This is a genomic window from Ruegeria sp. HKCCE4148, assembly GCF_017872495.1.
Lineage (GTDB): Bacteria > Pseudomonadota > Alphaproteobacteria > Rhodobacterales > Rhodobacteraceae > Ruegeria.
In genome coordinates this window covers 80,294-100,564 of the sequence record NZ_JAEDOS010000004.1, presented here as the reverse complement: position 1 = coordinate 100,564, position 20,271 = coordinate 80,294, and the positions used below count along the sequence as shown (strand labels likewise).

At 56.8% G+C, this 20,271-nt stretch carries 19 protein-coding genes; 5 read left to right on the top strand and 14 right to left on the bottom strand.

Annotated elements, in window-relative coordinates; genetic code table 11:
- The first annotated feature begins 23 nt into the window (after positions 1 to 23).
- A complete protein-coding gene (locus I9187_RS13835; protein WP_171175416.1) occupies positions 24 to 1,568 on the top strand; it encodes a Ppx/GppA family phosphatase in 1,545 nt (514 codons plus the stop codon).
- Between the two features lie 7 nt (positions 1,569 to 1,575).
- On the opposite strand, the gene I9187_RS13830 is transcribed toward I9187_RS13835, so the two are convergent.
- From I9187_RS13830 to scpA, 6 genes are all read right to left on the bottom strand, one after another.
- Complete coding sequence (locus I9187_RS13830; protein ID WP_171175418.1) at positions 1,576 to 1,950, bottom strand: hypothetical protein; 375 nt, start codon at positions 1,948 to 1,950, stop codon at positions 1,576 to 1,578.
- A 37-nt stretch (positions 1,951 to 1,987) separates the two neighbouring features.
- A complete protein-coding gene (locus tag I9187_RS13825) occupies positions 1,988 to 2,989 on the bottom strand; it encodes an endonuclease/exonuclease/phosphatase family protein (RefSeq protein WP_171237220.1) in 1,002 nt (333 codons plus the stop codon).
- Between the two features lie 4 nt (positions 2,990 to 2,993).
- Positions 2,994 to 3,674 (bottom strand): molecular chaperone DjiA, encoded by a 681-nt coding sequence (locus tag I9187_RS13820; RefSeq protein ID WP_171175422.1) that lies wholly within the window; start codon positions 3,672 to 3,674, stop codon positions 2,994 to 2,996.
- Positions 3,675 to 3,719: 45 nt separating this feature from the next.
- On the bottom strand, positions 3,720 to 4,208 hold the full coding sequence (locus tag I9187_RS13815) for a GNAT family N-acetyltransferase (RefSeq protein WP_171175424.1): 489 nt from the start codon (positions 4,206 to 4,208) through the stop codon (positions 3,720 to 3,722).
- Positions 4,205 to 4,807, bottom strand: a complete 603-nt coding sequence (locus I9187_RS13810; RefSeq protein ID WP_171175426.1) for a VOC family protein — start codon at positions 4,805 to 4,807, stop codon at positions 4,205 to 4,207. The genes I9187_RS13815 and I9187_RS13810 overlap by 4 nt, the downstream gene beginning before the upstream one ends.
- A 107-nt stretch (positions 4,808 to 4,914) precedes the next feature.
- Positions 4,915 to 7,041 (bottom strand): methylmalonyl-CoA mutase, encoded by a 2,127-nt coding sequence (gene scpA, locus I9187_RS13805; protein WP_171175428.1) that lies wholly within the window; start codon positions 7,039 to 7,041, stop codon positions 4,915 to 4,917.
- A 169-nt stretch (positions 7,042 to 7,210) separates the two neighbouring features.
- Here scpA and I9187_RS13800 point away from each other — a divergent pair, with 169 nt between their 5' ends.
- Complete coding sequence (locus I9187_RS13800; RefSeq protein ID WP_171175430.1) at positions 7,211 to 7,657, top strand: DUF4174 domain-containing protein; 447 nt, start codon at positions 7,211 to 7,213, stop codon at positions 7,655 to 7,657.
- Between the two features lie 76 nt (positions 7,658 to 7,733).
- Here I9187_RS13800 and I9187_RS13795 read toward each other — a convergent pair whose 3' ends face one another.
- The gene (locus I9187_RS13795) at positions 7,734 to 9,779 is read right to left on the bottom strand and encodes an acetyl/propionyl/methylcrotonyl-CoA carboxylase subunit alpha (RefSeq protein WP_171237216.1); all 2,046 of its coding nucleotides are present in this window, start codon (positions 9,777 to 9,779) and stop codon (positions 7,734 to 7,736) included.
- A 116-nt stretch (positions 9,780 to 9,895) separates the two neighbouring features.
- Complete coding sequence (locus tag I9187_RS13790; RefSeq protein ID WP_171175434.1) at positions 9,896 to 10,099, bottom strand: hypothetical protein; 204 nt, start codon at positions 10,097 to 10,099, stop codon at positions 9,896 to 9,898.
- A gap of 650 nt (positions 10,100 to 10,749) precedes the next feature.
- Here I9187_RS13790 and I9187_RS13785 point away from each other — a divergent pair.
- The gene (locus tag I9187_RS13785; protein ID WP_171175435.1) at positions 10,750 to 11,901 is read left to right on the top strand and encodes a DcaP family trimeric outer membrane transporter; all 1,152 of its coding nucleotides are present in this window, start codon (positions 10,750 to 10,752) and stop codon (positions 11,899 to 11,901) included.
- 86 nt (positions 11,902 to 11,987) lie between these two features.
- Here I9187_RS13785 and I9187_RS13780 read toward each other — a convergent pair whose 3' ends face one another.
- The 3 genes from I9187_RS13780 to I9187_RS13770 form a co-directional block, all read right to left on the bottom strand.
- Positions 11,988 to 12,341 (bottom strand): hypothetical protein, encoded by a 354-nt coding sequence (locus tag I9187_RS13780; protein WP_171175437.1) that lies wholly within the window; start codon positions 12,339 to 12,341, stop codon positions 11,988 to 11,990.
- Positions 12,342 to 12,474: 133 nt separating this feature from the next.
- On the bottom strand, positions 12,475 to 12,852 hold the full coding sequence (locus I9187_RS13775) for a DUF6497 family protein (RefSeq protein WP_245223226.1): 378 nt from the start codon (positions 12,850 to 12,852) through the stop codon (positions 12,475 to 12,477).
- Positions 12,853 to 13,073: 221 nt separating this feature from the next.
- Positions 13,074 to 14,606: an acyl-CoA carboxylase subunit beta gene (locus tag I9187_RS13770; RefSeq protein ID WP_171175441.1), complete on the bottom strand. Its 1,533-nt coding sequence runs from the start codon at positions 14,604 to 14,606 to the stop codon at positions 13,074 to 13,076.
- A gap of 183 nt (positions 14,607 to 14,789) precedes the next feature.
- Here I9187_RS13770 and I9187_RS13765 point away from each other — a divergent pair, with 183 nt between their 5' ends.
- Together I9187_RS13765 and I9187_RS13760 are read left to right on the top strand one after the other, a co-directional pair.
- Complete coding sequence (locus tag I9187_RS13765) at positions 14,790 to 15,995, top strand: multidrug effflux MFS transporter (protein ID WP_171175443.1); 1,206 nt, start codon at positions 14,790 to 14,792, stop codon at positions 15,993 to 15,995.
- Between the two features lie 63 nt (positions 15,996 to 16,058).
- On the top strand, positions 16,059 to 17,459 hold the full coding sequence (locus tag I9187_RS13760) for a helix-turn-helix transcriptional regulator (RefSeq protein WP_171175445.1): 1,401 nt from the start codon (positions 16,059 to 16,061) through the stop codon (positions 17,457 to 17,459).
- Positions 17,460 to 17,534: 75 nt separating this feature from the next.
- Here the strand turns inward: I9187_RS13760 and I9187_RS13755 are convergent, their stop codons facing one another.
- The 3 genes from I9187_RS13755 to betA all read right to left on the bottom strand — a co-directional run bounded on the left by I9187_RS13755 (position 17,535) and on the right by betA (position 20,224).
- Positions 17,535 to 17,774 carry a YdcH family protein gene (locus I9187_RS13755; RefSeq protein ID WP_171175447.1) on the bottom strand — a complete coding sequence of 80 codons (240 nt, stop codon included), beginning with the start codon at positions 17,772 to 17,774 and terminating at the stop codon, positions 17,535 to 17,537.
- A gap of 89 nt (positions 17,775 to 17,863) precedes the next feature.
- Positions 17,864 to 18,445, bottom strand: coding sequence for a thermonuclease family protein (locus I9187_RS13750; RefSeq protein ID WP_245223225.1), 582 nt, complete (start codon positions 18,443 to 18,445; stop codon positions 17,864 to 17,866).
- 120 nt (positions 18,446 to 18,565) lie between these two features.
- Positions 18,566 to 20,224 (bottom strand): choline dehydrogenase, encoded by a 1,659-nt coding sequence (gene betA, locus I9187_RS13745; protein WP_171175458.1) that lies wholly within the window; start codon positions 20,222 to 20,224, stop codon positions 18,566 to 18,568.
- Between the last annotated feature and the right edge of the window lie 47 nt (positions 20,225 to 20,271).

Genomic DNA, 20,271 nt, shown 5'->3' with positions numbered 1-20,271 from the left:
TGACTGCACTATCTGGAAGACACATGGATCAGACCGTCGAAACCGACATCCCGGACTGGGGACCTTTCGGAAAACCTTTGTTCGACGACCCTGGCACACGTGCCCTGTCGCGGGTCGGAGTGGTCGATGTGGGGTCGAACTCGGTTCGGATGGTGATCTTCGACGGCGCAGCCCGGTCGCCGGCTTATTTTTACAACGAAAAGGTGATGTGCGAACTGGGCGCGGGCCTGTCCGAGACGGGCCGGTTAAACCCACGCGGGCGTGACCGTGCACTGGCGGCGCTGCGGCGATTCCAGCATCTGGCGATGGATCTGGATCTGCCCGGGCTGCATGTGGTGGCCACGGCTGCGGTGCGTGAGGCCGAAGACGGCCCGGATTTCTGCGCACAGGTCGAGGCAGAAACCGGGTTGCATGTGGCCGTAATCGACGGCGCGGAAGAGGCACGTCTGTCTGCACAAGGCGTGTTGCTAGGCTGGCCCGGTGCGTACGGCCTGATCTGCGACATTGGCGGCTCGTCCATGGAATTAGCCGAAATCGGCGATGGTCAGGTTGGTCGTCGCGTGACCTCTGCCCTAGGCCCTCTAAAGCTGCGCGACATCAAAGGCGGGCGACGAGCCCGAAAGGCGCATATCAAGTCAACAATGGAAGAGTTGCGCGATCAGATGGGTCCGCAGCGAGATCGCCTGTTTCTGGTCGGAGGCAGTTGGCGAGCTTTTGCGCGACTGGACATGCTGCGGCGGGGCTATCCGCTGAACGTGCTGCACGAATACCGAATGACCACCAAACAAGTGCGCGATACCATCAAGTTCATAGAAAAAAGCGACTACGAAAAACTGCGTGGCGAGGCTGGGGTCTCAAGCTCTCGTATGTCGCTGATTCCTTATGCAATGGATGTTCTGGCCCGGCTGATCCGAACCTTCAAACCCAAGGATATCGCGATTTCGAGCTATGGCATCCGCGAAGGGTTGCTGTATGAACAGATGCCGCAGGAACTGCGGGACCGCGACCCCCTGATCGAAGCCAGCCGCTTTTCCGAAGCAAAGGATGCGCGTCTGCCTGGTTTTGGCCGCAACTTGTATGACTTTGTCATGCCGCTGTTCAAATCTGCCCCGCCCAGCCGCGTACGCCTGATTCAGGCCGCGTGCCTGCTGCACGATGTCAGTTGGCGCGCTCATCCCGATTATCGGGCCGAGGTTTGCTTTGACAATGTCACTCGCGCCAATCTTGGGGGTTTGAAACATTCCGAGCGTGTCTTTATCGGGTTGGCCCTGCAACATCGTTACAAGAACAAACGCGAAGGCAACCGGTTTACGCCCCTGTATGAGTTGCTAGACGAGAAAGACCAGAAGCAGGCCGAAATTCTGGGAAAAGCCATGCGATTTGGCGCAATGCTCTGGATGCACAACGAAGCCAATATGGGGCGCCTGAAATTCTATCCGAAAAAGCGCGAGTTAGAACTGTATTTACCCGAGGCTGCGGCACCTTTGTTCAGCGAAGTGGCCGAGGCACGCCTGAACTCGCTGGCAAGCGCCCTGAAATCTGAAACGCAGGTGATCATCAAGGGCTGAGGCAAACTCAGATATCAGTTGTGCCCTCGGGGTTCTCTTCGTCCTTGTTTTCATGTTCAGGCAGGTCTTCAACCGGCTTTTTGCGGATGATGATGTCGCCATTGGGCAGGATCTCGGGTGCCTCATAAGCGCTCCAATCCTTGACCTGAGCTGCCAGTTCCGCCAGCGCCGGGCCCATCTCTTGCAAGAACGACTGCATGGCTGGGCCGAACTCATCCGCCAATCCAAGCAAGTCATCCAGCGCCGGTTCCATTTCCTTGCGCAGCCCTTCGAAAAATAACTCGGCTCCCTGCTCCATCAGGGATTTTCCAGTGTCTTCTTGGGCCGAAGCTGGCATTGCAAATGATGCCAACACGATGCTGATCAGAACAATCCGTTTCATAGCCTTGATATAAACCTTTGGGCAGAGGCTGCAAAGATCACAGGTCAATATCCAGAGTGACCGGAAAATGATCCGAAGCTGTCAACAGCGCTTGCCGCATTTCGGGTTCAGACCAACAAACAGTATCCCGAAATGGGTGCCAAATACGCCAGACGGGATCAAAGGCACGCAAATCTTGGGAAATCATGATGTAATCCAGAAGCGCCTCCAGAAATCGGCCCTCTTCGGGGCGCGCAAAGCGCGCAGTGGACGGGATCGAACCTGGCCGAAATTCATGTGCCCTGACCGCGTGCGGATCATACAGCCCGGACTGCAGCAAAATCTCAACAGATGAATGCCCAAAGAGGTGTTCAAATTCATCCAGCCCCGGCCCGTCATTCAGATCCCCCAGCAAAATGACAGACTCGTCCTGTTCTAAATGCGTCTCAACCCTTCGGGCCAACCAAACTGCCTGCGCTAGCTGCTTGCGACGATTGGCAATCGAGATTCGGATCGCTTCGTCCCTGGACTCTGCCCCATGCGGCGCCTTTGATTTCAGATGTGCTCCAATAAGCCTGACTTCATTGCCTGCCTTAGTCGTCAGCGCCAGTTCCATTGGCGGTTTGGAAAACTCAACAATGTCTTCGGTCGCGTCAACATCCAGATCAATTCTGAATTCACCGTCGAACCGAGGAGCCGACCCGTCTTCAATGCCCCCTTTTGGATCGTGACGTGCGCTCAGAACAGTTCTGTCAAACAGCAGTGCCAATTCCTGATGTGTGTCATTGGCAAAGCCCATCACCGCATCGGCGGTGCGCAGTTCGAATGCCTCGGCAAAGCCTTGCAAAGCACGCACTGTATTTTGTCGTTTGCCGGTGTTCGGTGCCTCGACAATCAGCACTGCATCGGCATCCATCGCGGTTAGAACCTTGGCAATTGCCTCAACTTGCTGCGCTTTGGTGACATCGTGCCTGCCGGACCAGCTGTCATCGACAATAAGGGCGTCATTCTTGTCGAAAAGATTGGCGAACCATTCGATATTATAGGTCGCCAACCGCATCCCCTCAGGCCGCCGCGCCGTTGATCTCGTCCCAGGCGCGATTAATGTCGATCATCTTCTTTTCAGCCAACCGGATCGCTTCTTCGGGGACCCCGCGTGCCATCATGGCGTCCGGGTGTGTCTCGCGCACCAGCTGACGCCAGACCTTGCGGATCTCGGCCACGGGCATATCCCGGGATACTCCCAGAACCACATATGGGTCGTTGGGTGCGTCCGGCACAAACCGCGCACGCAAGGCCAAAAACTGCGCATCTGTTTGGCCAAAGATGCGGCTGACCTCTTCTAAAAACTCATTCTCATTGGGATGATAGAACCCGTCGGCCATCGCAATGTGAAACAGCCCTTCCATCAGGTCGCACAGTGTGGTGCTGTCTTCGGAAAACATCCGGGCGATCTTGCGGGCATAATCCTGATACCCGGCCACATCCGTGCGCGCCATGTTGAAAACCCGCGCCGCGCCCTCCTCATCCTCGCGTGCAATCTGGAACACGTCGCGGAAGGCTGTGACCTCGTCCCGCGTCACCTGCCCGTCTGCCTTAGCCATTTTTGCGCCCAGCGCAATGACGGCAATCGTAAACGCCACCGAGCGTTCAGGCGGTGAGCGAAGCTTTTCAAAAACAGCGGTCAGGCTTTCGCCCTGTGCAAGTGCGCTAAGAGCGTCTGATATGCGAGTCCAAATCGACATGGGCGTACCCTAGCGCCACAATTCGGGACTGTCAGGTGCGATAGATCAATCCGGGGAAAGAATTTTCTGCATCAGCACAAGATCCAGCCACTGCCCCCATTTGTAACCGATTTGAGGCATAACCCCGACCTGTTCGAACCCCAACGCTGCGTGGAATGCAACAGCAGACGGGTTTGCGGATGAGATACCAGCAACCAAGACGTGGACCCCCTTGGCTCGCGCAGCTTTCTCCAGTGCGACCATCAGGGCGCGGCCCACGCCTTGGCCGCGCGCTTCAGGCGCCAATTGGATGGAGTGTTCGCAACTATGCGCATAACCCGGGCCCGAGCGGAAAGGTCCAAAGGTCGCAAACCCGACCACGCGGCCTTCAATTTCTGCAACCAGAAACCCGGGACCTCGGGCGTGGATATCTTCGGCGATACTCTCAGCGCTGCGAGTATCGGTGGTGAACGTGACCAGCGTCTCGCGAATGATCTGATTGGCGATCTCGGCAATCGCAAGCGCATCTGCTGGCTGTGCGGGGCGAACCTTCATTCCAACACGCGCAGACCGTGCGGGGTATCAACCTCGGCCCGCAAGGCAGCTGGCCCAGTGTCGAACACCACCCAGTCCAACGCGCCAAGATGTTTGGCCAGTGTCAGCGCATCCGGGTGGAACACGACCAGCCTGCGCAGGCGGCAACCGCTGTCTTGCAACATCTGCGCCGGGTGCAGATCGCCCTGCCACTGGATCAACGCGGGAAAAAGGTTGTCAAACGGAAGTCGGCCGGTCGGCGGCACGGCCATACGCCAACGCAGGGCACCACGAGTCAGATCAATCGGTGTCCCGATACCATCGGGAAACACCGACAGCGAGGCTTCGATGTCTGGCACGCGACAAATCCAGTTGCTCAAGCGGGGTTTGCCCGTAAACCGGTCTAGATCGAACCAGCGGGTTCGTTCTGGTTGGGGGGCGTCAGGATCGATGGAAATCGCCTCAAGATACAGACCATCCTTGAGCCCCAGCAGTCGATTATAGGTACCAAACTTCTCGTGCTTGCCGCCCGCCTGCAACGCAACGCCCAAAGCCTGTTCGACATGTGCGGATGCTTCTTCCAGCGTTTCGCCTGCAACGGCCAGATGATCGAGCAACATGCGCCCCTCCTAAAAACAATTCGACCAGACCCAATCAGGTCTGGTCGAATGTTTCCGCCATCGGCGCGAGATCACAAGATTTTTCGACGAAAAATCTTGGCCACTGTTTAGCCCCGCGCTTCGTTGATCAGACGCAGGATGTCCTGCGCGGCTTCGGGAACATTGGTGCCCGGCCCAAAGATCGCTTTTACGCCGTGATCGTAGAGGAACTGGTAATCCTGCTGCGGAATCACGCCACCGCAGATGACGATAATATCCTCTGCCCCGGCTTTCTTGAGCTCTTCGACCAACTGCGGGGCCAGCGTCTTGTGCCCGGCGGCTTGCGAGGAAATCCCGACCACATGCACGTCATTGTCCACCGCGTCCTGCGCGGCCTCGGCAGGTGTCTGGAACAAAGGCCCAACGTCGACGTCAAACCCAATGTCCGCAAATGCGGTCGCAATGACCTTGGCACCCCGGTCGTGACCATCCTGCCCCATCTTGACCACCAGCAAACGGGGGCGTCGCCCTTCAGCTTCGGCAAACTCTTCAATGGACTTCTGGATCGCGGCAAAGCCCTCGTCACCTTCGTAAGCCGCCCCATACACACCGGCCAGGGTTTTCACTTCAGCGCGGTGGCGACCGAACTCTTTTTCCATTGCCATGCTGATCTCTCCTACGGATGCGCGGGCGCGGGCGGCCTCAACCGCGGCGGCCAGCAAGTTTCCACCCTCTTGAGCGGTCTTGGTCAGCGCGTCCAGCGCAGCCTGACACGCGGCCTCATCGCGGGTTGCGCGGATACGTTCCAGTCGCGCGACCTGTGCTTCGCGCACCGCAACGTTGTCGACATCCAGAATGTCGATCGGATCTTCCTGTTCCTTGCGGTATTTGTTGACGCCAACGATCACCTCTTCGCCCCGGTCGATCATGGCCTGACGACGAGCGGCGCTTTCTTCAATGCGCAGCTTGGGCATGCCCGAGGCAACGGCTTTGGTCATGCCGCCCATTTCCTCGACTTCTTCCATCAGGGCCCAGGCTTTTTCGACCAGTTCATTGGTCAGGCTTTCGACATAGTAGGAGCCCGCCAAGGGATCGACCACATCAGTCACACCGGTCTCTTCCTGCAACACCAGCTGGGTATTCCGAGCAATGCGCGCTGAGAAGTCAGTTGGCAGTGCAATCGCCTCGTCCAACGCATTGGTGTGCAGCGACTGGGTGCCACCCAAAACCGCGCTCATCGCTTCATAGGCTGTGCGGATCACGTTGTTATAGGGATCTTGCTCCTGCAACGACACGCCCGAGGTCTGGCAATGGGTACGCAGCATCTTTGACCGCTCGGATTTTGCACCGAATTCGGTCATCACGCGATGCCATAGGGTCCGCGCCGCGCGCAGTTTGGCGATCTCCATGAAGAAGTTCATGCCGATGGCAAAGAAGAAGGACAGACGGCCTGCAAACTTGTCCACGTCCATCCCGGCCTCGGTCGCGGCGCGCACGTATTCGCGTCCGTCCGCCAACGTATAGGCCAATTCCTGCACCAGGTTCGCCCCGGCCTCTTGCATGTGATAGCCCGAGATCGAAATTGAATTGAATTTCGGCATCTCGTTCGAGGTGTATTCGATGATGTCCGAAATGATCCGCATCGACGGCTCGGGCGGATAGATATAGGTGTTGCGCACCATGAACTCTTTCAGAATGTCGTTCTGAATAGTGCCGGACAGCACCGATTTGTCATGGCCCTGCTCTTCCCCCGCAACGATGAAACTGGCCAGGATCGGAACCACCGCACCGTTCATGGTCATCGAGACCGAGACCTTATCCAGCGGAATACCATCGAACAGGATCTTCATGTCTTCCACGCTGTCGATGGCCACACCGGCCTTGCCCACATCGCCTACAACACGCGGGTGATCACTGTCATAACCACGGTGCGTGGCCAGATCGAAAGCGACTGAGACACCCTGCTGACCTGCTGCCAGGTTGCGGCGGTAGAAGGCGTTTGACTCCTCGGCTGTCGAAAAGCCCGCATACTGGCGGATCGTCCACGGACGACCGGCATACATCGTCGCCTTCACCCCGCGCGTAAACGGGCCAAAGCCCGGCAGCGAGCCCATATGCGGCAGATCTGCTGTATCTTCTTGCGTATAAAGTGGTTTGACGGCGATGCCTTCCAGCGTTTCCTTGGTCAGATCGTCCAACGGACGTCCGCGCAGCTCTTTCTCGGCCAGCGCTTTCCAGTCCTTCGTGTCGGTCATTTCGATTTCCTCTCGTCAATTCGGGTGGCGGCCGTCGCAAAACGTCCGCATTTAGGTCATGCGCTTGACAATTGCGTCGGGGCGCAAGCGCAAAATTTTGAGTGTTCTGCGTAAATCGTCAGTCGCAATCGCGGAGACAGGGGCTATATTCGAAAGAACAGGAGGCCACATGACTCGCACGCTTGCCTTTGTTTTCTCGGCACTAATCCCGCTGGCCGCTTGGGCGGCGGACGGCACGGCACCATCAGATGACAGCTTTGTTCGCCCGGCAGGCGACAGCGAACTCAGCGATTTTCTATGGGTCAACCGCCCTATCGTTGTCTTTGCAGACACGCCAGCCGACCCGCGATTCCAACAACAGATCGACATGCTATTGGATGGCGAACAGGCCATGCGTGACCGGGACGTCGTGGTCTTGACTGATACCGACCCGTCAGCGAAATCCCCGATCAGGGCGCAACTGCGCCCGCGCGGGTTCCAGATGGTGTTTGTCGACAAAGACGGCGTGGTGAAACTACGCAAACCCTCCCCTTGGAGCGTTCGCGAGATCGGCCGATCAATCGACAAGACACCCCTGCGTGAGCGCGAAATCCGCGAACGGCGCGAGGGTGGCTGAACACTTTCGACACCTCCACGGCCTCCGGCGTGGCACGCCGGAGCCTTTGTAAGATGTGTCGAAAGCGTCTTCATGATCATTCGAACTCGATGATCACTTCGTCTACGGCAAGGCTGTCGCCGGGACCAGCATTGATCTTGGCAACAGTGCCCTTCTTCTCGGCGCGCAGGATGTTCTCCATCTTCATCGCCTCAATCGTGCACAACGCCTGACCTTCCTGTACCTCTTGCCCGACTTCCACGTCGATCTTCACGACCAGGCCTGGCATCGGGCACAGCAGCATTTTCGAGGTATCCGGCGGCAGTTTTTCTGGCATCAGTTTGGCCAGCTCTGCCTGACGCGGACGGCGCACCAGAACCTTCAAATCGGCCCCCCGGTTGCGAATGCGGAACCCGCCCGAAACCTTGCCCACCTTCAGAACCAACGGGCTGCCATCGACATCTAATACGGCCAGTTGATCACCCGGCGTCCAATCCGAGGCCACACGCAGGGTCGAGCCATCTTCGAACTTGACGGTTGCACCTTCTTTGTCAGCGTTCACCTGAACCGGCAATTCGTGACCTTCCAGCGATACAACCCAGCGTTTGCCAACTTTGCGTTCATGATTGTCCATCCGACCCGACACGCGGGTGCGGCGGATTTCGGCCACACGGTGCATGGCCGCACAGGACGCCGCGATCCGGCGCAGGTCATCTTCGGGCAAGGATACGCCCTCAAACCCATCGGGATATTCTTCGGCAATGAAAGCCGTGGTCATGTCACCACTGATGAACTTCGGGTGGTCCATCACAGCAGACAGGAACGGCAAGTTGTGACCAATGCCTTCAACCTCGAAACTGTCCAGGGCAACGCGCATCGCCTCAATCGCGGCTTCGCGGGTCGGTGCCCAGGTGCAGAGTTTTGCAATCATCGGGTCGTAATACATGCTGATCTCGCCGCCCTCGTAGACGCCGGTATCGTTGCGCACTGCCGCTTCACCTTCGTGCGCGTCGCCCTGCCATTTGCCGTTGACCAGCATCGGACCAGCCGCAACCTCTTGCGGTGGGCGATAACGGGTCAGACGGCCAATCGAGGGCAGGAAGTTGCGATAGGGATCTTCCGCATACAGGCGGTTTTCAATCGCCCAGCCAGTCAGCGTCACGTCGTCTTGCGTGATCGACAATGGCTCACCAGCGGCCACGCGGATCATTTGTTCCACCAGATCAACGCCTGTGATCAGCTCAGTGACCGGGTGTTCCACCTGCAGGCGGGTGTTCATTTCGAGGAAGTAGAAGTTCTTTTCCCCATCGACGATGAATTCCACCGTACCTGCGCTGGAATAACCCACGGCCTTGGCCAAGGCCACAGCTTGTTCGCCCATCGCCTTACGGGTTGCTTCATCAAGAAATGGCGACGGTGCCTCTTCCACTACTTTCTGATTCCGGCGCTGGATCGAGCATTCGCGCTCGCCCAAATAGATCCCGTTTCCGTGGCTGTCACACAAAACCTGAATTTCGATGTGGCGCGGCTGGGTGACGAATTTCTCGATAAAAATCCGGTCATCCCCGAACGAGTTCGCGGCCTCGTTCTTGGACGACTGGAAGCCCTCGCGCGCTTCTTCGTCGTTCCACGCGATCCGCATGCCTTTACCACCGCCCCCGGCGCTGGCCTTGATCATGACCGGATAACCTATCTCATTCGAGATTTTGACCGCCTCATCCGCATCTTCGATCAAGCCCATGTAGCCTGGAACCGTCGAAACATTTGCGTCCTGAGCAATTTTCTTCGAGGTGATCTTGTCGCCCATCGCTTCGATCGCGCCTTTCGGGGGGCCGACAAAGGCCACGCCTTCGGCTTCCAGCGCTTCGGCGAATTTGGCGTTTTCCGACAGGAAGCCATAACCAGGGTGAACGGCCTGTGCACCGCTTTGGCGGATAGCGTCCATGACCTTGTCGATCACGATGTAAGACTGATTGGCTGGCGGCGGCCCAATGTGCACGGCTTCATCTGCCATCGACACATGAAGCGCGTTCTTGTCCGCGTCCGAATAAATGGCAACTGTGCCGATACCCATTTTGCGGGCGGTTTTGATGACCCGGCAGGCGATCTCGCCCCGGTTGGCGATCAGGATCTTATTGAACATGGAACGTCCTTTGGCTTGGTGTTCTGGAAACGCAAAACGCCGCCGCAGGGAACGATCCCCGCGACGGCGTGATGCGCGATGACGGACGGGACGAAAGGCGCCCCCAAAATGATGCGTTAGTTACAGGTGTTCTGCGTTTTGCAGTAAAGCACGTTGCCCGCTGCGCCGACGGCCGCGCCGAAAAGCGGGTCGGCATTGAGGACGGCTGCGCCGACAGCGCCGGCCCCACCACCCAGGATAGCCTGTTCGCCTGTGGTGTCGCCGCACGCAGCCAAGCCCGCGCAGATCGTCGCAACAAAGATGAGCCGTGAGATTCGCATGATATCTGCCCTTTTTGGTTTCTTGGTTTGTTGGGCGTCAGATGCGCGAAACGCAGACTGTTATTCAATATCAAAGAGTGTACAGGCAGAATTTGTGCAGGTTTTTGCCTTTGTTCGCCGCGTTCTCGCAAAAAGAAAAACGCGGACAGGTCTTTGTGGGGAACACAAGCCTGCCCGCGTGAGGAAGGGGTACGGAATAGTAGGTGCACGTGCGGCGCAGGCAAAGTAGAGCCGCACGGCTCGTTCACCTTGCACGCCACAATCTCACCAGAAAACACAGCATTGTTTCTGCGCGTTGTCTCGGCTGGAATCTGCCCATGCAGCGAGACCTCGCGCAAGTTTGCGCCGAAACCTCTTTTACGACCCACGGATAGCGAAGCCATCTTGCCCGTCACATTTCTGTTACAAACCGGCTCCTCGCACAGAAGCTTTACACACGCGGCATCACGGCATGACACTTGTTTGATAAGCAAAATCGTATTTGGATTCATATGGTTGACAGATCGGTTCACCCAGTCGTGATTTTTCTTAGCTTCAGCCACACAATTCCATGAGAAAATTATAGTTTTTCGTCTCACCCTTGTGATTTCCGTCGCTACTGAACGCGTGAAACGTTGGGTTTGCACACTCGCACACAAGGAAATACCCACATGACGACTACAAGACTGAAGGCACTCCTGCTTGCTGCCTCTGCACTCAGTGTGACCAGCACCCTTGCTTATGCTCAGGAAGCCCAGACCCAAGCCGAGCTCGACGCACTGCGCGCGAGGGTCGAGGCGCTGGAATCCGCGAATAACAGCACCGCCGACGGAGATTTTCGGATCGGTAACACCACTTTGGACGTTTACGGTTACGTCAAGGCCGATTTCTTCTATGACTTCGAATTCGATCAGGGCGACACTGCCTTCGTGAATGTTATCGGTGAACCTTCTGCCGCGACTGATGGCACCTTTGGCGCCACGGTGCGCCAATCGCGGATCGGATTGCGCACCTCCACGCCAAGCGGAATCGGAGACATCGGCGGGCAGTTGGAACTTGACTTGTTTGGCTCGGGTGGTACCGCTGAGCTGCGTGTGCGTCACGCAAACATCACGATCGGGGACCAGTACCTGATCGGTCAGTACTGGACCAACTTCCAACCGCTTGATTCCTATCCTACCTCGGTCGAATTCAACGGCCCGGTCGGCGTCGCCTTCGCCCGTGTTCCGCAGCTGCGTTACACTGGACAGCTTGGAAGCAATGCTCAGTTTGCCGTTTCGGTCGAAGAAAATGTCAGCGGTTCGAACTCTGACGATCCGGTCCTCACGGCCTCGGCGGAATACAACGACGGCACCTACATCGCACGCGGTGCGGTGCTTTACGGCAAAGCCAATTCCGGCAGTGTTGAAGTTGACCAAACAGGCTTTACTGCCTCTGCCTCGGTACGCCCGTGGCAAGGCGGGCTGTTCCAGGTCAACTATGTAACGGGTGAGGCCCTTGGCCCATACCTCGTCGGCATTGGAGATGCGATTGTCGGAGGTCAGGCGAATGATGTTGACGGCTACACTATCGAGTTCAGACAAGACCTGAGTCCGAAGTGGAATGTCGGCATTGCATATGGTCGCGAAGATTATGACCTTCCCACCTCGACCGGCACATTGTCCTTCACCGAGCTGGAAACGATCCACGTCAACGCGTTCTACAAGGCGACCGACAATCTGACCCTCAGCGCCGAGTACATCTATGGTGAGCGGAACGACGCGTCCACCGGCCGTACCTTTGATGGCAATCGCGTTCAGCTTGCCGCTCAGCTGAACTTCTGACACCGCACATAGATCCTGCCCGGCTTTGGGCAGGATCGCCGCAACACCGGGTTCGGCTCTCTGATATGCGGTAGCCAATGTCAAAATCAGCCCAACTCGTCGATGACATCAGGAAAGGATGCGCGAGCCGCATCCACATCAATGACCAAAAGTGCATCATAACTGGCCGGATCAAACGGATCCTCTGCAGGAACCACCTCGCGCCCGAACAACCAGCTCAGGCGACCTGCATCCAGGTTGCCCCGTTCGAACGGCTGATCACCGAAATGAACCCAAAGCGCTTCCATGAACGCGGTATCTGCGCGCTTGTCAGCAGGCCTGCGATCGCGAAACCGTTCCCGACGGGTCAGAGGCGTCACACCTTTTGGATTGGCGCGACGAATGGTGAACTGAAAATCCGTACCGGTCAGGCGACCGGGGAAGCCACGATGCTTCAACATGTCAGCACCCCCGGCTTAACACGTACAGACAAGCACAAATCATGCCCGAAAAGGGATGGAATCATGTTGCGCACCTCCAAAGCCGCACCGTTGGTCTGAGATGCTCTGACGTCATGACGGGAAAAGTTCATGATCAAAGCCCCTCCCAGATACACCGGGACTGCTCCAGCCGGTAGGCTTCAAAAAATTGCGTCGCGTCCGGGGCGACATCGCCAAATTCCAGCGGTCTGTCCGACAACGAAATGACAACCCGCGCAGGCTGCAGCTCATGTTTGGCCACATAGGGAACCGCCAGAATTTGGCACAAGTGCTCCATATCCTTGGACGCCACATCATAAGTGATCCGCCCTACCGTCCCGCCGATCCTTGGCGCAATGAAACGAAAGCGCACCCACAACTCGCCCGGATTGTTATCAAGCAGAACGTCATCCAAATGCACAGGTTGGCCCGAGGGTACCGGCAACGGCGCATCTGATTGAGCAAGACCCGGAGAACAGAGCGCACTGAACATCAGACAAATGGCGCGACCCCGGACTCGCCAAGGGCAAGCTCCTCCTTCCGGGATCGCGCGCGCAGTGCTTTTGAACTGCGCTGATCTATGTCTAAAGGGTCGGATCATTCAACTATTTGCCGATTCTTGTCAATTCCGCCTCAATTTTGGGCAATATTCGCCCAAACTTCAGCCGGACGGCGTGAAGGAACACCAGGGCAGGCTGCGCTGCCCCGGATTGATCACAGCGGGATATTGTCGTGCTTTTTCCAAGGGTTCTTCAGCTGCTTACCTCGCAGACTGGCAAATGCCCGGGACACGCGGCGGCGGGTCGATTGAGGCATGATCACCTCATCGACAAAGCCGCGCTCGGCCGCAACAAAGGGATTCGCAAACCGATCTTCGTAATCCGCGACGTGCTGTGCTGTCTTTTCCGCATTTCCGAGGTCAGCACGGTGGATGATTTCAGTTGCGCCTTTTGCACCCATCACAGCGATCTCGGCTGTAGGCCAGGCATAGTTGAAATCACCGCGCAGGTGCTTGGACGCCATAACCACATAAGCACCGCCATAGGCTTTTCGCGTGATCACGGTCACTTTGGGCACTGTGGCCTCGCCATAGGCATAAAGCAGCTTCGCGCCATGTTTGATCACACCACTATATTCCTGCTGCGTGCCCGGCAGGAAGCCCGGAACATCCACGAATGTCAGGATCGGAATTTCAAAACAATCGCAGAAACGCACAAAGCGCGCCGCCTTGCGCGAGCTGTCAATGTCTAGACATCCCGCCAATACCATCGGCTGGTTGGCAACGACCCCAACGGTCTGACCCTCTAGACGGATAAAGCCGGTGATGATGTTTTTGGCAAAGTCTTCCTGGATTTCGTAAAAGTCGCCCTCATCCGCAATCTTGGTAATGAGCTCCTTCATGTCGTAGGGCGTGTTGGGATTGTCAGGAACAAGCGTGTCCAGCGACGGCTCAAGCCGGCCAGGCTCGTCAAAGAAGGGGCGGACCGGGGGCTTCTCGCGATTGTTTAGAGGTAGGAAATCCACCAGTCGACGGACTTCTGCCAAAGCCTCGACATCGTTCTCAAACGCCGCATCCGCAACCGAAGACTTCTTGGTATGTGTCGAAGCACCACCCAGTTCCTCGGCGGTTACGACCTCGTTGGTGACGGTTTTGACAACGTCGGGACCGGTCACAAACATGTAAGACGAATCTTTGACCATGAAGATGAAGTCGGTCATCGCCGGGCTGTAAACCGCGCCACCGGCACATGGGCCCATGATTACGCTGATCTGCGGAACGACGCCGGACGCCGTGATATTGCGCTGGAACACTTCGGCATACCCTGCCAGCGAGGCAACGCCCTCCTGGATTCGCGCCCCACCCGAGTCGTTGATCCCGATGATAGGTGCTCCATTCTGCACCGCCATATCCATGATCTTGCAAATCTTCTGTGCGTGGGTTTCCGAAAGCGATCCACCAAAGACGGTGAAATCCTGACTGAACACATAGACCATACGGCCATTGATCGTGCCCCAGCCGGTGACAACCCCGTCACCTGCAGGCTTTTGGTTTTCCATCCCAAATTCGGTGCAGCGATGGCTGACGAACATATCGAATTCTTCAAAACTGCCTTCATCCAGCAACAACTCGATCCGCTCACGCGCCGTCAACTTGCCACGTGAATGTTGGGCATCGATCCGTCTCTGCCCACCGCCCAGTCGTGCGTTGCCGCGGCGGTCTTCCAACTCAGAAAGGATGTCTTTCATGACGAGTATCCCCTATTAAATTTGGCGCGACACTACCCGCTCGACTTGCTCAACCAAAGACCTTTTCCGCAAATTTGCAAAACACTAGCAATACCAATCTGGATAACTGCAAATTAGCTAAGTATCGCATTGATTTTTGGCAACGACTGGCATTCCGAAATTCCGTGGCTATACATGTGAACCATGCAGTTCAGCTCTGGCGCCGTGCCGCGCACACCACCTACATTGGCAACGCTTGTCTTGCTTTCGGGCTTGTCCGCCCTGAGCATGAACCTTTTCCTGCCAAGCCTGCCCAACATGGCGCTGTATTTCGAAACCGATTACAAAGTTATGCAGCTATCGATTGCTTTGTACCTGCTGATTAACGCCATTCTGCAAATTGTGATCGGACCGCTCGCTGACAAGGCAGGTCGCAGACCCGTTCTGCTTTGGGGTCTTGCGCTGTTCCTACTGGCGACCCTGGGATGCATTTACGCGCCCAACGCCGAGATCTTTCTGGTTTTCAGGATGTGCCAGGCGGTTGTGGTGGTGGGTATGGTACTCAGCCGCGCCGCAGTACGCGACATGTACGATCAGGATCAGGCTGCGTCGATGATCGGGTATGTGACCATGGGTATGGCTGTGGTCCCCATGATCGGCCCTGCCATAGGCGGCATTCTGGAAGAGACGCTCGGCTGGAAGGCCAATTTCTGGCTGCCATTTGCCATCGGCACTTTAACCTTGTTCCTTACATTCACGGATTTCGGCGAAACTGCAGCGAAAAGCGGGAAATCGCTTGTACAGCAATTCAAAGAATACCCCGAGTTGCTAACCTCACCTCGCTTCTGGGGGTATTCACTGGCCTGCGCCTTCTCGTCAGGGGCCTTCTTTGCCTATCTGGGCGGCGCTCCGTTCATCGGAACGGAATTATTTGGGTTGAGCGCTGCTCAGGTCGGTATCTATTTTGGCGCGCCGGCCGTCGGATATTTTGCGGGGAACTTCATCAGCGGGCGATACTCCGTACGGATTGGTGTCAATCGCATGGTGCTTTGGGGCAGCCTGTTGAACGCCTTCGGCGTCGCGCTGTCAGCCCTGCTTTTTCTGGCAGGTAGCGGTACGGCACTCAGTTTTTTTGGACTTATGACCTTTGTAGGTGTGGGCAACGGCATGGTTATTCCCAATGCAACATCGGGCGCCCTATCTGTTCGCCCACATCTGGCGGCGACCGCGTCGGGTCTGAGTGGTGCTATCATGTTGGGCGGTGGTGCGGGACTCAGCGCACTGGCAGGCGCATTGCTGACCCACGAAACCGGCGCAATGCCACTGTTGTGGCTGATGTTGACAACCGCCCTGCTGGCCATTTGCGCCATAGCGGCCGTCATCCGACGCGAACGGCAATTGGGGCTCTGACAGCTTGCATGGATAGGTTTGCAAAGTTAGACTTCGAGTTTAGAAAACTTGCAAAGGCCCTCAATGGCGACTCAAAAACTCTATGCGGGTGCAAAGCTGCGCGAGATGCGCACACGACTGACCCTGACCCAGCGGGAATTCGCAGCCAAGCTGGGTGTCTCCCTGCCTTACCTGAACCAGATGGAGAACAACAACAGACCGATTTCAACAACGGTTGTTTTGGCTCTGGCGCAAGAATTCGGCATGGACGTGACCGAACTCAGCACAGGCGATAGCGAACGCCTTGTCTCCGACATGCGCGAGGCATTGGCCGACCCGGTGTTTGCCGACATTCAACCTCCGCTGGCCGATTTGCGCCTGACCGCCTCGAACGCCCCCGCTTTGGCCCGCGCATTCATCGAATTACACAAAACCTACCGCCAAACTCACGAGCGCCTGGCCTCACTGGACGAAGCACTGGGTCGGGAAGATGCCCGCATTCAGGCCAGCCCGTGGGAAGAGGTGCGGGATTTCTTTCATTATTGCGACAACTATATCGACGCCGTGGACAGGGCAGCAGAATTGTTTTCCAACCGGGCAGACGGGCCTGGTGGGATTCGGCAGGCCGCCCTGAACAGCCTTTCAGAACGCGGTATTCAGGTCGTTTTTTCAGACATGGACCCCCTGCGCAGATACGATTCTGAAAGCAAGATTCTCCGCCTGTCCTCGCGCGCTGCTCCGCAAACCCAAGTGTTTCAATTGCTGTTACAAGTTGCTTTGATCAGCCAGGACAAGCTGCTGGAAGCAACGTTGGATTTTGCAAAGTTTCAAAGCGAAGAGGCCCGGTCAATTGCAAAGATTGGACTGGCCAATTATTTCGCCGGCGCGTCTTTGATGCCTTATTCGACCTTCCTGACCGCCGCGCAAGAGGAGCGCCACGATCTGGAACTGCTGAGCAATCGATTTGGCGCTTCTATCGAGCAGATTGCCCATAGGCTATCGACGCTCCAACGCCCCGGAGCAAAAGGTATCCCATTCTTTTTCGTTCGCGTGGATCAGGCTGGCACGATCACCAAGCGGCACTCGGCCACCCGTCTTCAATTCGCGCGATTTGGCGGCGCATGCCCCTTGTGGAACGTGCATCGGGCCTTTGAAACACCAGGGCATTTTCTTCGGCAATTGGCGGAAACGCCAGATGGAGTTCGCTATATTTCGCTTGCGCGAGATGTATCGAAATCCGGCGGGTCATTCGGCGCGCCTGTCCGGCGCTATGCGATTGCCTTGGGGTGCGAGGTTCGGCATGCTCCGGCGCTTGTCTACGCCGACAACCTCGATATCAACAATGCCAGTTCTTACGAACCGATTGGCATATCTTGCCGCATCTGCGAACGGCAAACCTGCCACCAGCGCTCGGTCCCGCCCCTGGAACGTCGCCTCAGCATCGACACCGATTTACGCGGCACTCTGCCCTACGAAGTCACCTGATCTTCATCTGGCCAGAAATACCTCGGGGGAATCGCGGCCAAGGCCGCGACGGGGGCAGAGCCCCCGCCTTTTGGCTTAGGCTTTGGACAAGATCGCCCAGATTTCGTCTTTCAACGCTGCCCGCTTCTTGCGCAAATCCACTTCGGCCAATTCCTCCATCGGTTCAACATTGGTTTCTGCCCGATGCACCACGCGATTGATTTCGTGATACTCATCAGCAAGCCGGGCAAAATGCGCGTCCGACTGTTTGAGCTGGCTCATCAGTTCTACTTTGTCCGGGAACTCTTCTGCCAGTTCATGCGGGGTGTGGGACATACCTGTTCGCTCCATAATTAGTTGTTGCAAATGAGTCGTAGATGCGTCCGGCGGCGCTCGCTTTGACGCGGATCAATTTGACGCAAATTTCATCGCTGAGACGCGCGCCATCCCGCAGCGCGAGCCTCAGCGGCAGAACAAAACCAGTGTTCGCCCCTGGACATATCAATCTCAGTTTTGGCATAAAAATTTTGGCCCGGTACGTGAAAAATTCGGTCCCCTTTCGCAGAGATATTCCCTTTGATCCGACAACTCACTGTCGATCGTGACTTTCCCGCCGCCCTGTGCACCCAAGGCACTTGAATATACTGCTGATGAAGCCCCAATTTTCGGCTTTTTGCGTCCCTCTCAACGCTGGCGTAGGCACTGGAATATTTGAGGCAGGCAAAGGCTAGGCCCTGCCGCACCAGTTGATCTGCTGCATCCTGCCCACCCGACGTGCATTTTGCGACAACCCGGCCATAGCGATCCCGGTCCAATGGCACACAAGTCGCTGTTTTACCCTGATACCTCTGCCGAACGACCTGCGTAACCCACGCACCACATGGCCAGCGAGAACCTTCGGTGTCATGACAGGATTGATCTATCTCGGGGGCATCAATGCCATGCAACCGAACCCGGACTCCGCCCACACCCCATGTATCGGCGTCGATCACGTGAATCTGCCCCATAAATCGTTCTGCGGCCAACGCGACAGATGGCAGAAAGAGAACAAAAGCTAAACAAATTCTTAACATGTCCCCGATATGCGCCTGAAATCACGCGTATTCAAGCGGGGGCATGTCAAAAGGTTAACGCTGTGCCGTTGCCCAGTTCGGGTGGATCCAAGGCCGGTCATTGGCTTTGGGCAACGGGTCTTTGCCCAACAGGGAATCCGACACTTTCTCTCCCACCATGATCGACGGCGCGTTAAGATTGCCGTTGGTAATTTGCGGGAAGATAGAACTGTCGGCAACGCGCAGCCCCTCTACCCCAATCACACGACCTTCGGGATCGACCACTGCGTTTTTGTCATCCGCTCGCCCCATTCGGCAGGTACCGCAAGGATGATAGGCGCTTTCCGCATGCTCCGCGATAAAGCCGTTCAGTTCTTCGTCTGATTGCACAGAAGCGCCCGGTTGGATTTCCTTGCCGGCATAGGGTTCGAACGCGTCCTGACCAAAGATTTCGCGCGTTAAACGGATACAGGTCCGGAAATCTTCCCAATCCTTTTCGTGGCTCATGTAATTGAACTTTATGACTGGCGCATCCGCAGCTTCAGCGGATCGCAGCGTCACAGATCCACGCGACGGAGACCGCATCGGACCGACATGCGCCTGGAACCCGTGGCCTTCCGCTGCTGCCTGCCCGTCATAACGCACTGCCATGGGCAGGAAATGATACTGAATGTCAGGGTACTCAACACCAGGTTTCGATCGGATAAAGGCTGCACTTTCGAACTGGTTCGACGCCCCCAAACCCGTCTTGGTAAACAGCCATTGCGCACCGATCAGACCTTTACTGAATAGGTTCCAGTGTTTGTACAATGTAATCGGCTGCAAAGAGGCTTGTTGGATATAAAGTTCCAGATGGTCCTGCAGGTTTGCGCCAACCCCCGGACGATCCGCCACAATATCGATTCCATGGTCAGCCAGATGCGCTGCCGGGCCGATTCCGGACAACATCAACAGCTTGGGCGAGTTGATCGACGACGCCGCCAGAACGACCTCACGCCGAGCCTTAATGACCTCTTTCTTGCCGCCACGGATCAATTCCACCCCTGTGGCGCGACCGTTTTCCATCACGACTTTAGAAGCAAGACCCCGAACGATATCGCAATTGTCGCGTTTTAGTGCAGGTCTCAGATAGGCATTTGCTGCGGACCAACGCCGTCCTTTCCAGACGGTCTGCTCCATCGGGCCAAAACCTTCCTGCTTTTCGCCGTTATAGTCGCCCGTAACCTGGTATCCGGCTTGCCGGCCGGCATCCACAAACGCCTTAAACAGGGGGTTTTCACGTGGACCGCGTGAAACATGCAGCGGGCCATCTGTACCGCGCCACGACGGATCCCCGCCATGGCCGCCATCATGCCAGCTTTCCATTCTCTTGTAATAGGGCAGTACGTCAGCATAGGACCACCCGTCTGCACCCATCTCGGCCCAGGTGTCGAAATCGCGCGCATGGCCGCGCACATAAACCATTCCGTTGATCGAGGACGAACCGCCTATCACCTTGCCGCGCGGACAGGCCAGACGGCGATTGTTCAGTTGCGGCTCAGGCTCGGATTGATAGCCCCAGTCATAGCGCGACATGTTCATCGGATAGCTCAGCGCCGCTGGCATCTGGATGAACGGCCCCGCATCGGTGCCGCCATGTTCGATCACCAGAACCGAGGCCCCTGCCTCGCTCAGACGATATGCCATTGCGCATCCGGCAGAGCCGGCGCCAACGATGACAAAATCTGCTTCCATTTCCATAACTCCTGCCCCGCCGAGAAGGCTGGATGCCTCCGGCGGGA

Coding starts and splice junctions, on each gene's coding strand:
- I9187_RS13775 (WP_245223226.1), bottom strand. CDS start 12,852: ATGTTCAGTGCGCTCTGTTCTCCGGGTCTTGCTCAATCAGATGCGCCG.
- I9187_RS13760 (WP_171175445.1), top strand. CDS start 16,059: ATGGCGACTCAAAAACTCTATGCGGGTGCAAAGCTGCGCGAGATGCGC.
- I9187_RS13810 (WP_171175426.1), bottom strand. CDS start 4,807: ATGTTGCTCGATCATCTGGCCGTTGCAGGCGAAACGCTGGAAGAAGCA.
- I9187_RS13780 (WP_171175437.1), bottom strand. CDS start 12,341: ATGTTGAAGCATCGTGGCTTCCCCGGTCGCCTGACCGGTACGGATTTT.
- I9187_RS13820 (WP_171175422.1), bottom strand. CDS start 3,674: ATGTCGATTTGGACTCGCATATCAGACGCTCTTAGCGCACTTGCACAG.
- I9187_RS13750 (WP_245223225.1), bottom strand. CDS start 18,445: ATGGGGCAGATTCACGTGATCGACGCCGATACATGGGGTGTGGGCGGA.
- I9187_RS13825 (WP_171237220.1), bottom strand. CDS start 2,989: ATGCGGTTGGCGACCTATAATATCGAATGGTTCGCCAATCTTTTCGAC.
- I9187_RS13800 (WP_171175430.1), top strand. CDS start 7,211: ATGACTCGCACGCTTGCCTTTGTTTTCTCGGCACTAATCCCGCTGGCC.
- betA (WP_171175458.1), bottom strand. CDS start 20,224: ATGGAAGCAGATTTTGTCATCGTTGGCGCCGGCTCTGCCGGATGCGCA.
- I9187_RS13790 (WP_171175434.1), bottom strand. CDS start 10,099: ATGCGAATCTCACGGCTCATCTTTGTTGCGACGATCTGCGCGGGCTTG.
- I9187_RS13765 (WP_171175443.1), top strand. CDS start 14,790: ATGCAGTTCAGCTCTGGCGCCGTGCCGCGCACACCACCTACATTGGCA.
- I9187_RS13830 (WP_171175418.1), bottom strand. CDS start 1,950: ATGAAACGGATTGTTCTGATCAGCATCGTGTTGGCATCATTTGCAATG.
- I9187_RS13770 (WP_171175441.1), bottom strand. CDS start 14,606: ATGAAAGACATCCTTTCTGAGTTGGAAGACCGCCGCGGCAACGCACGA.
- I9187_RS13815 (WP_171175424.1), bottom strand. CDS start 4,208: ATGAAGGTTCGCCCCGCACAGCCAGCAGATGCGCTTGCGATTGCCGAG.
- scpA (WP_171175428.1), bottom strand. CDS start 7,041: ATGACCGACACGAAGGACTGGAAAGCGCTGGCCGAGAAAGAGCTGCGC.
- I9187_RS13835 (WP_171175416.1), top strand. CDS start 24: ATGGATCAGACCGTCGAAACCGACATCCCGGACTGGGGACCTTTCGGA.
- I9187_RS13785 (WP_171175435.1), top strand. CDS start 10,750: ATGACGACTACAAGACTGAAGGCACTCCTGCTTGCTGCCTCTGCACTC.
- I9187_RS13795 (WP_171237216.1), bottom strand. CDS start 9,779: ATGTTCAATAAGATCCTGATCGCCAACCGGGGCGAGATCGCCTGCCGG.
- I9187_RS13755 (WP_171175447.1), bottom strand. CDS start 17,774: ATGTCCCACACCCCGCATGAACTGGCAGAAGAGTTCCCGGACAAAGTA.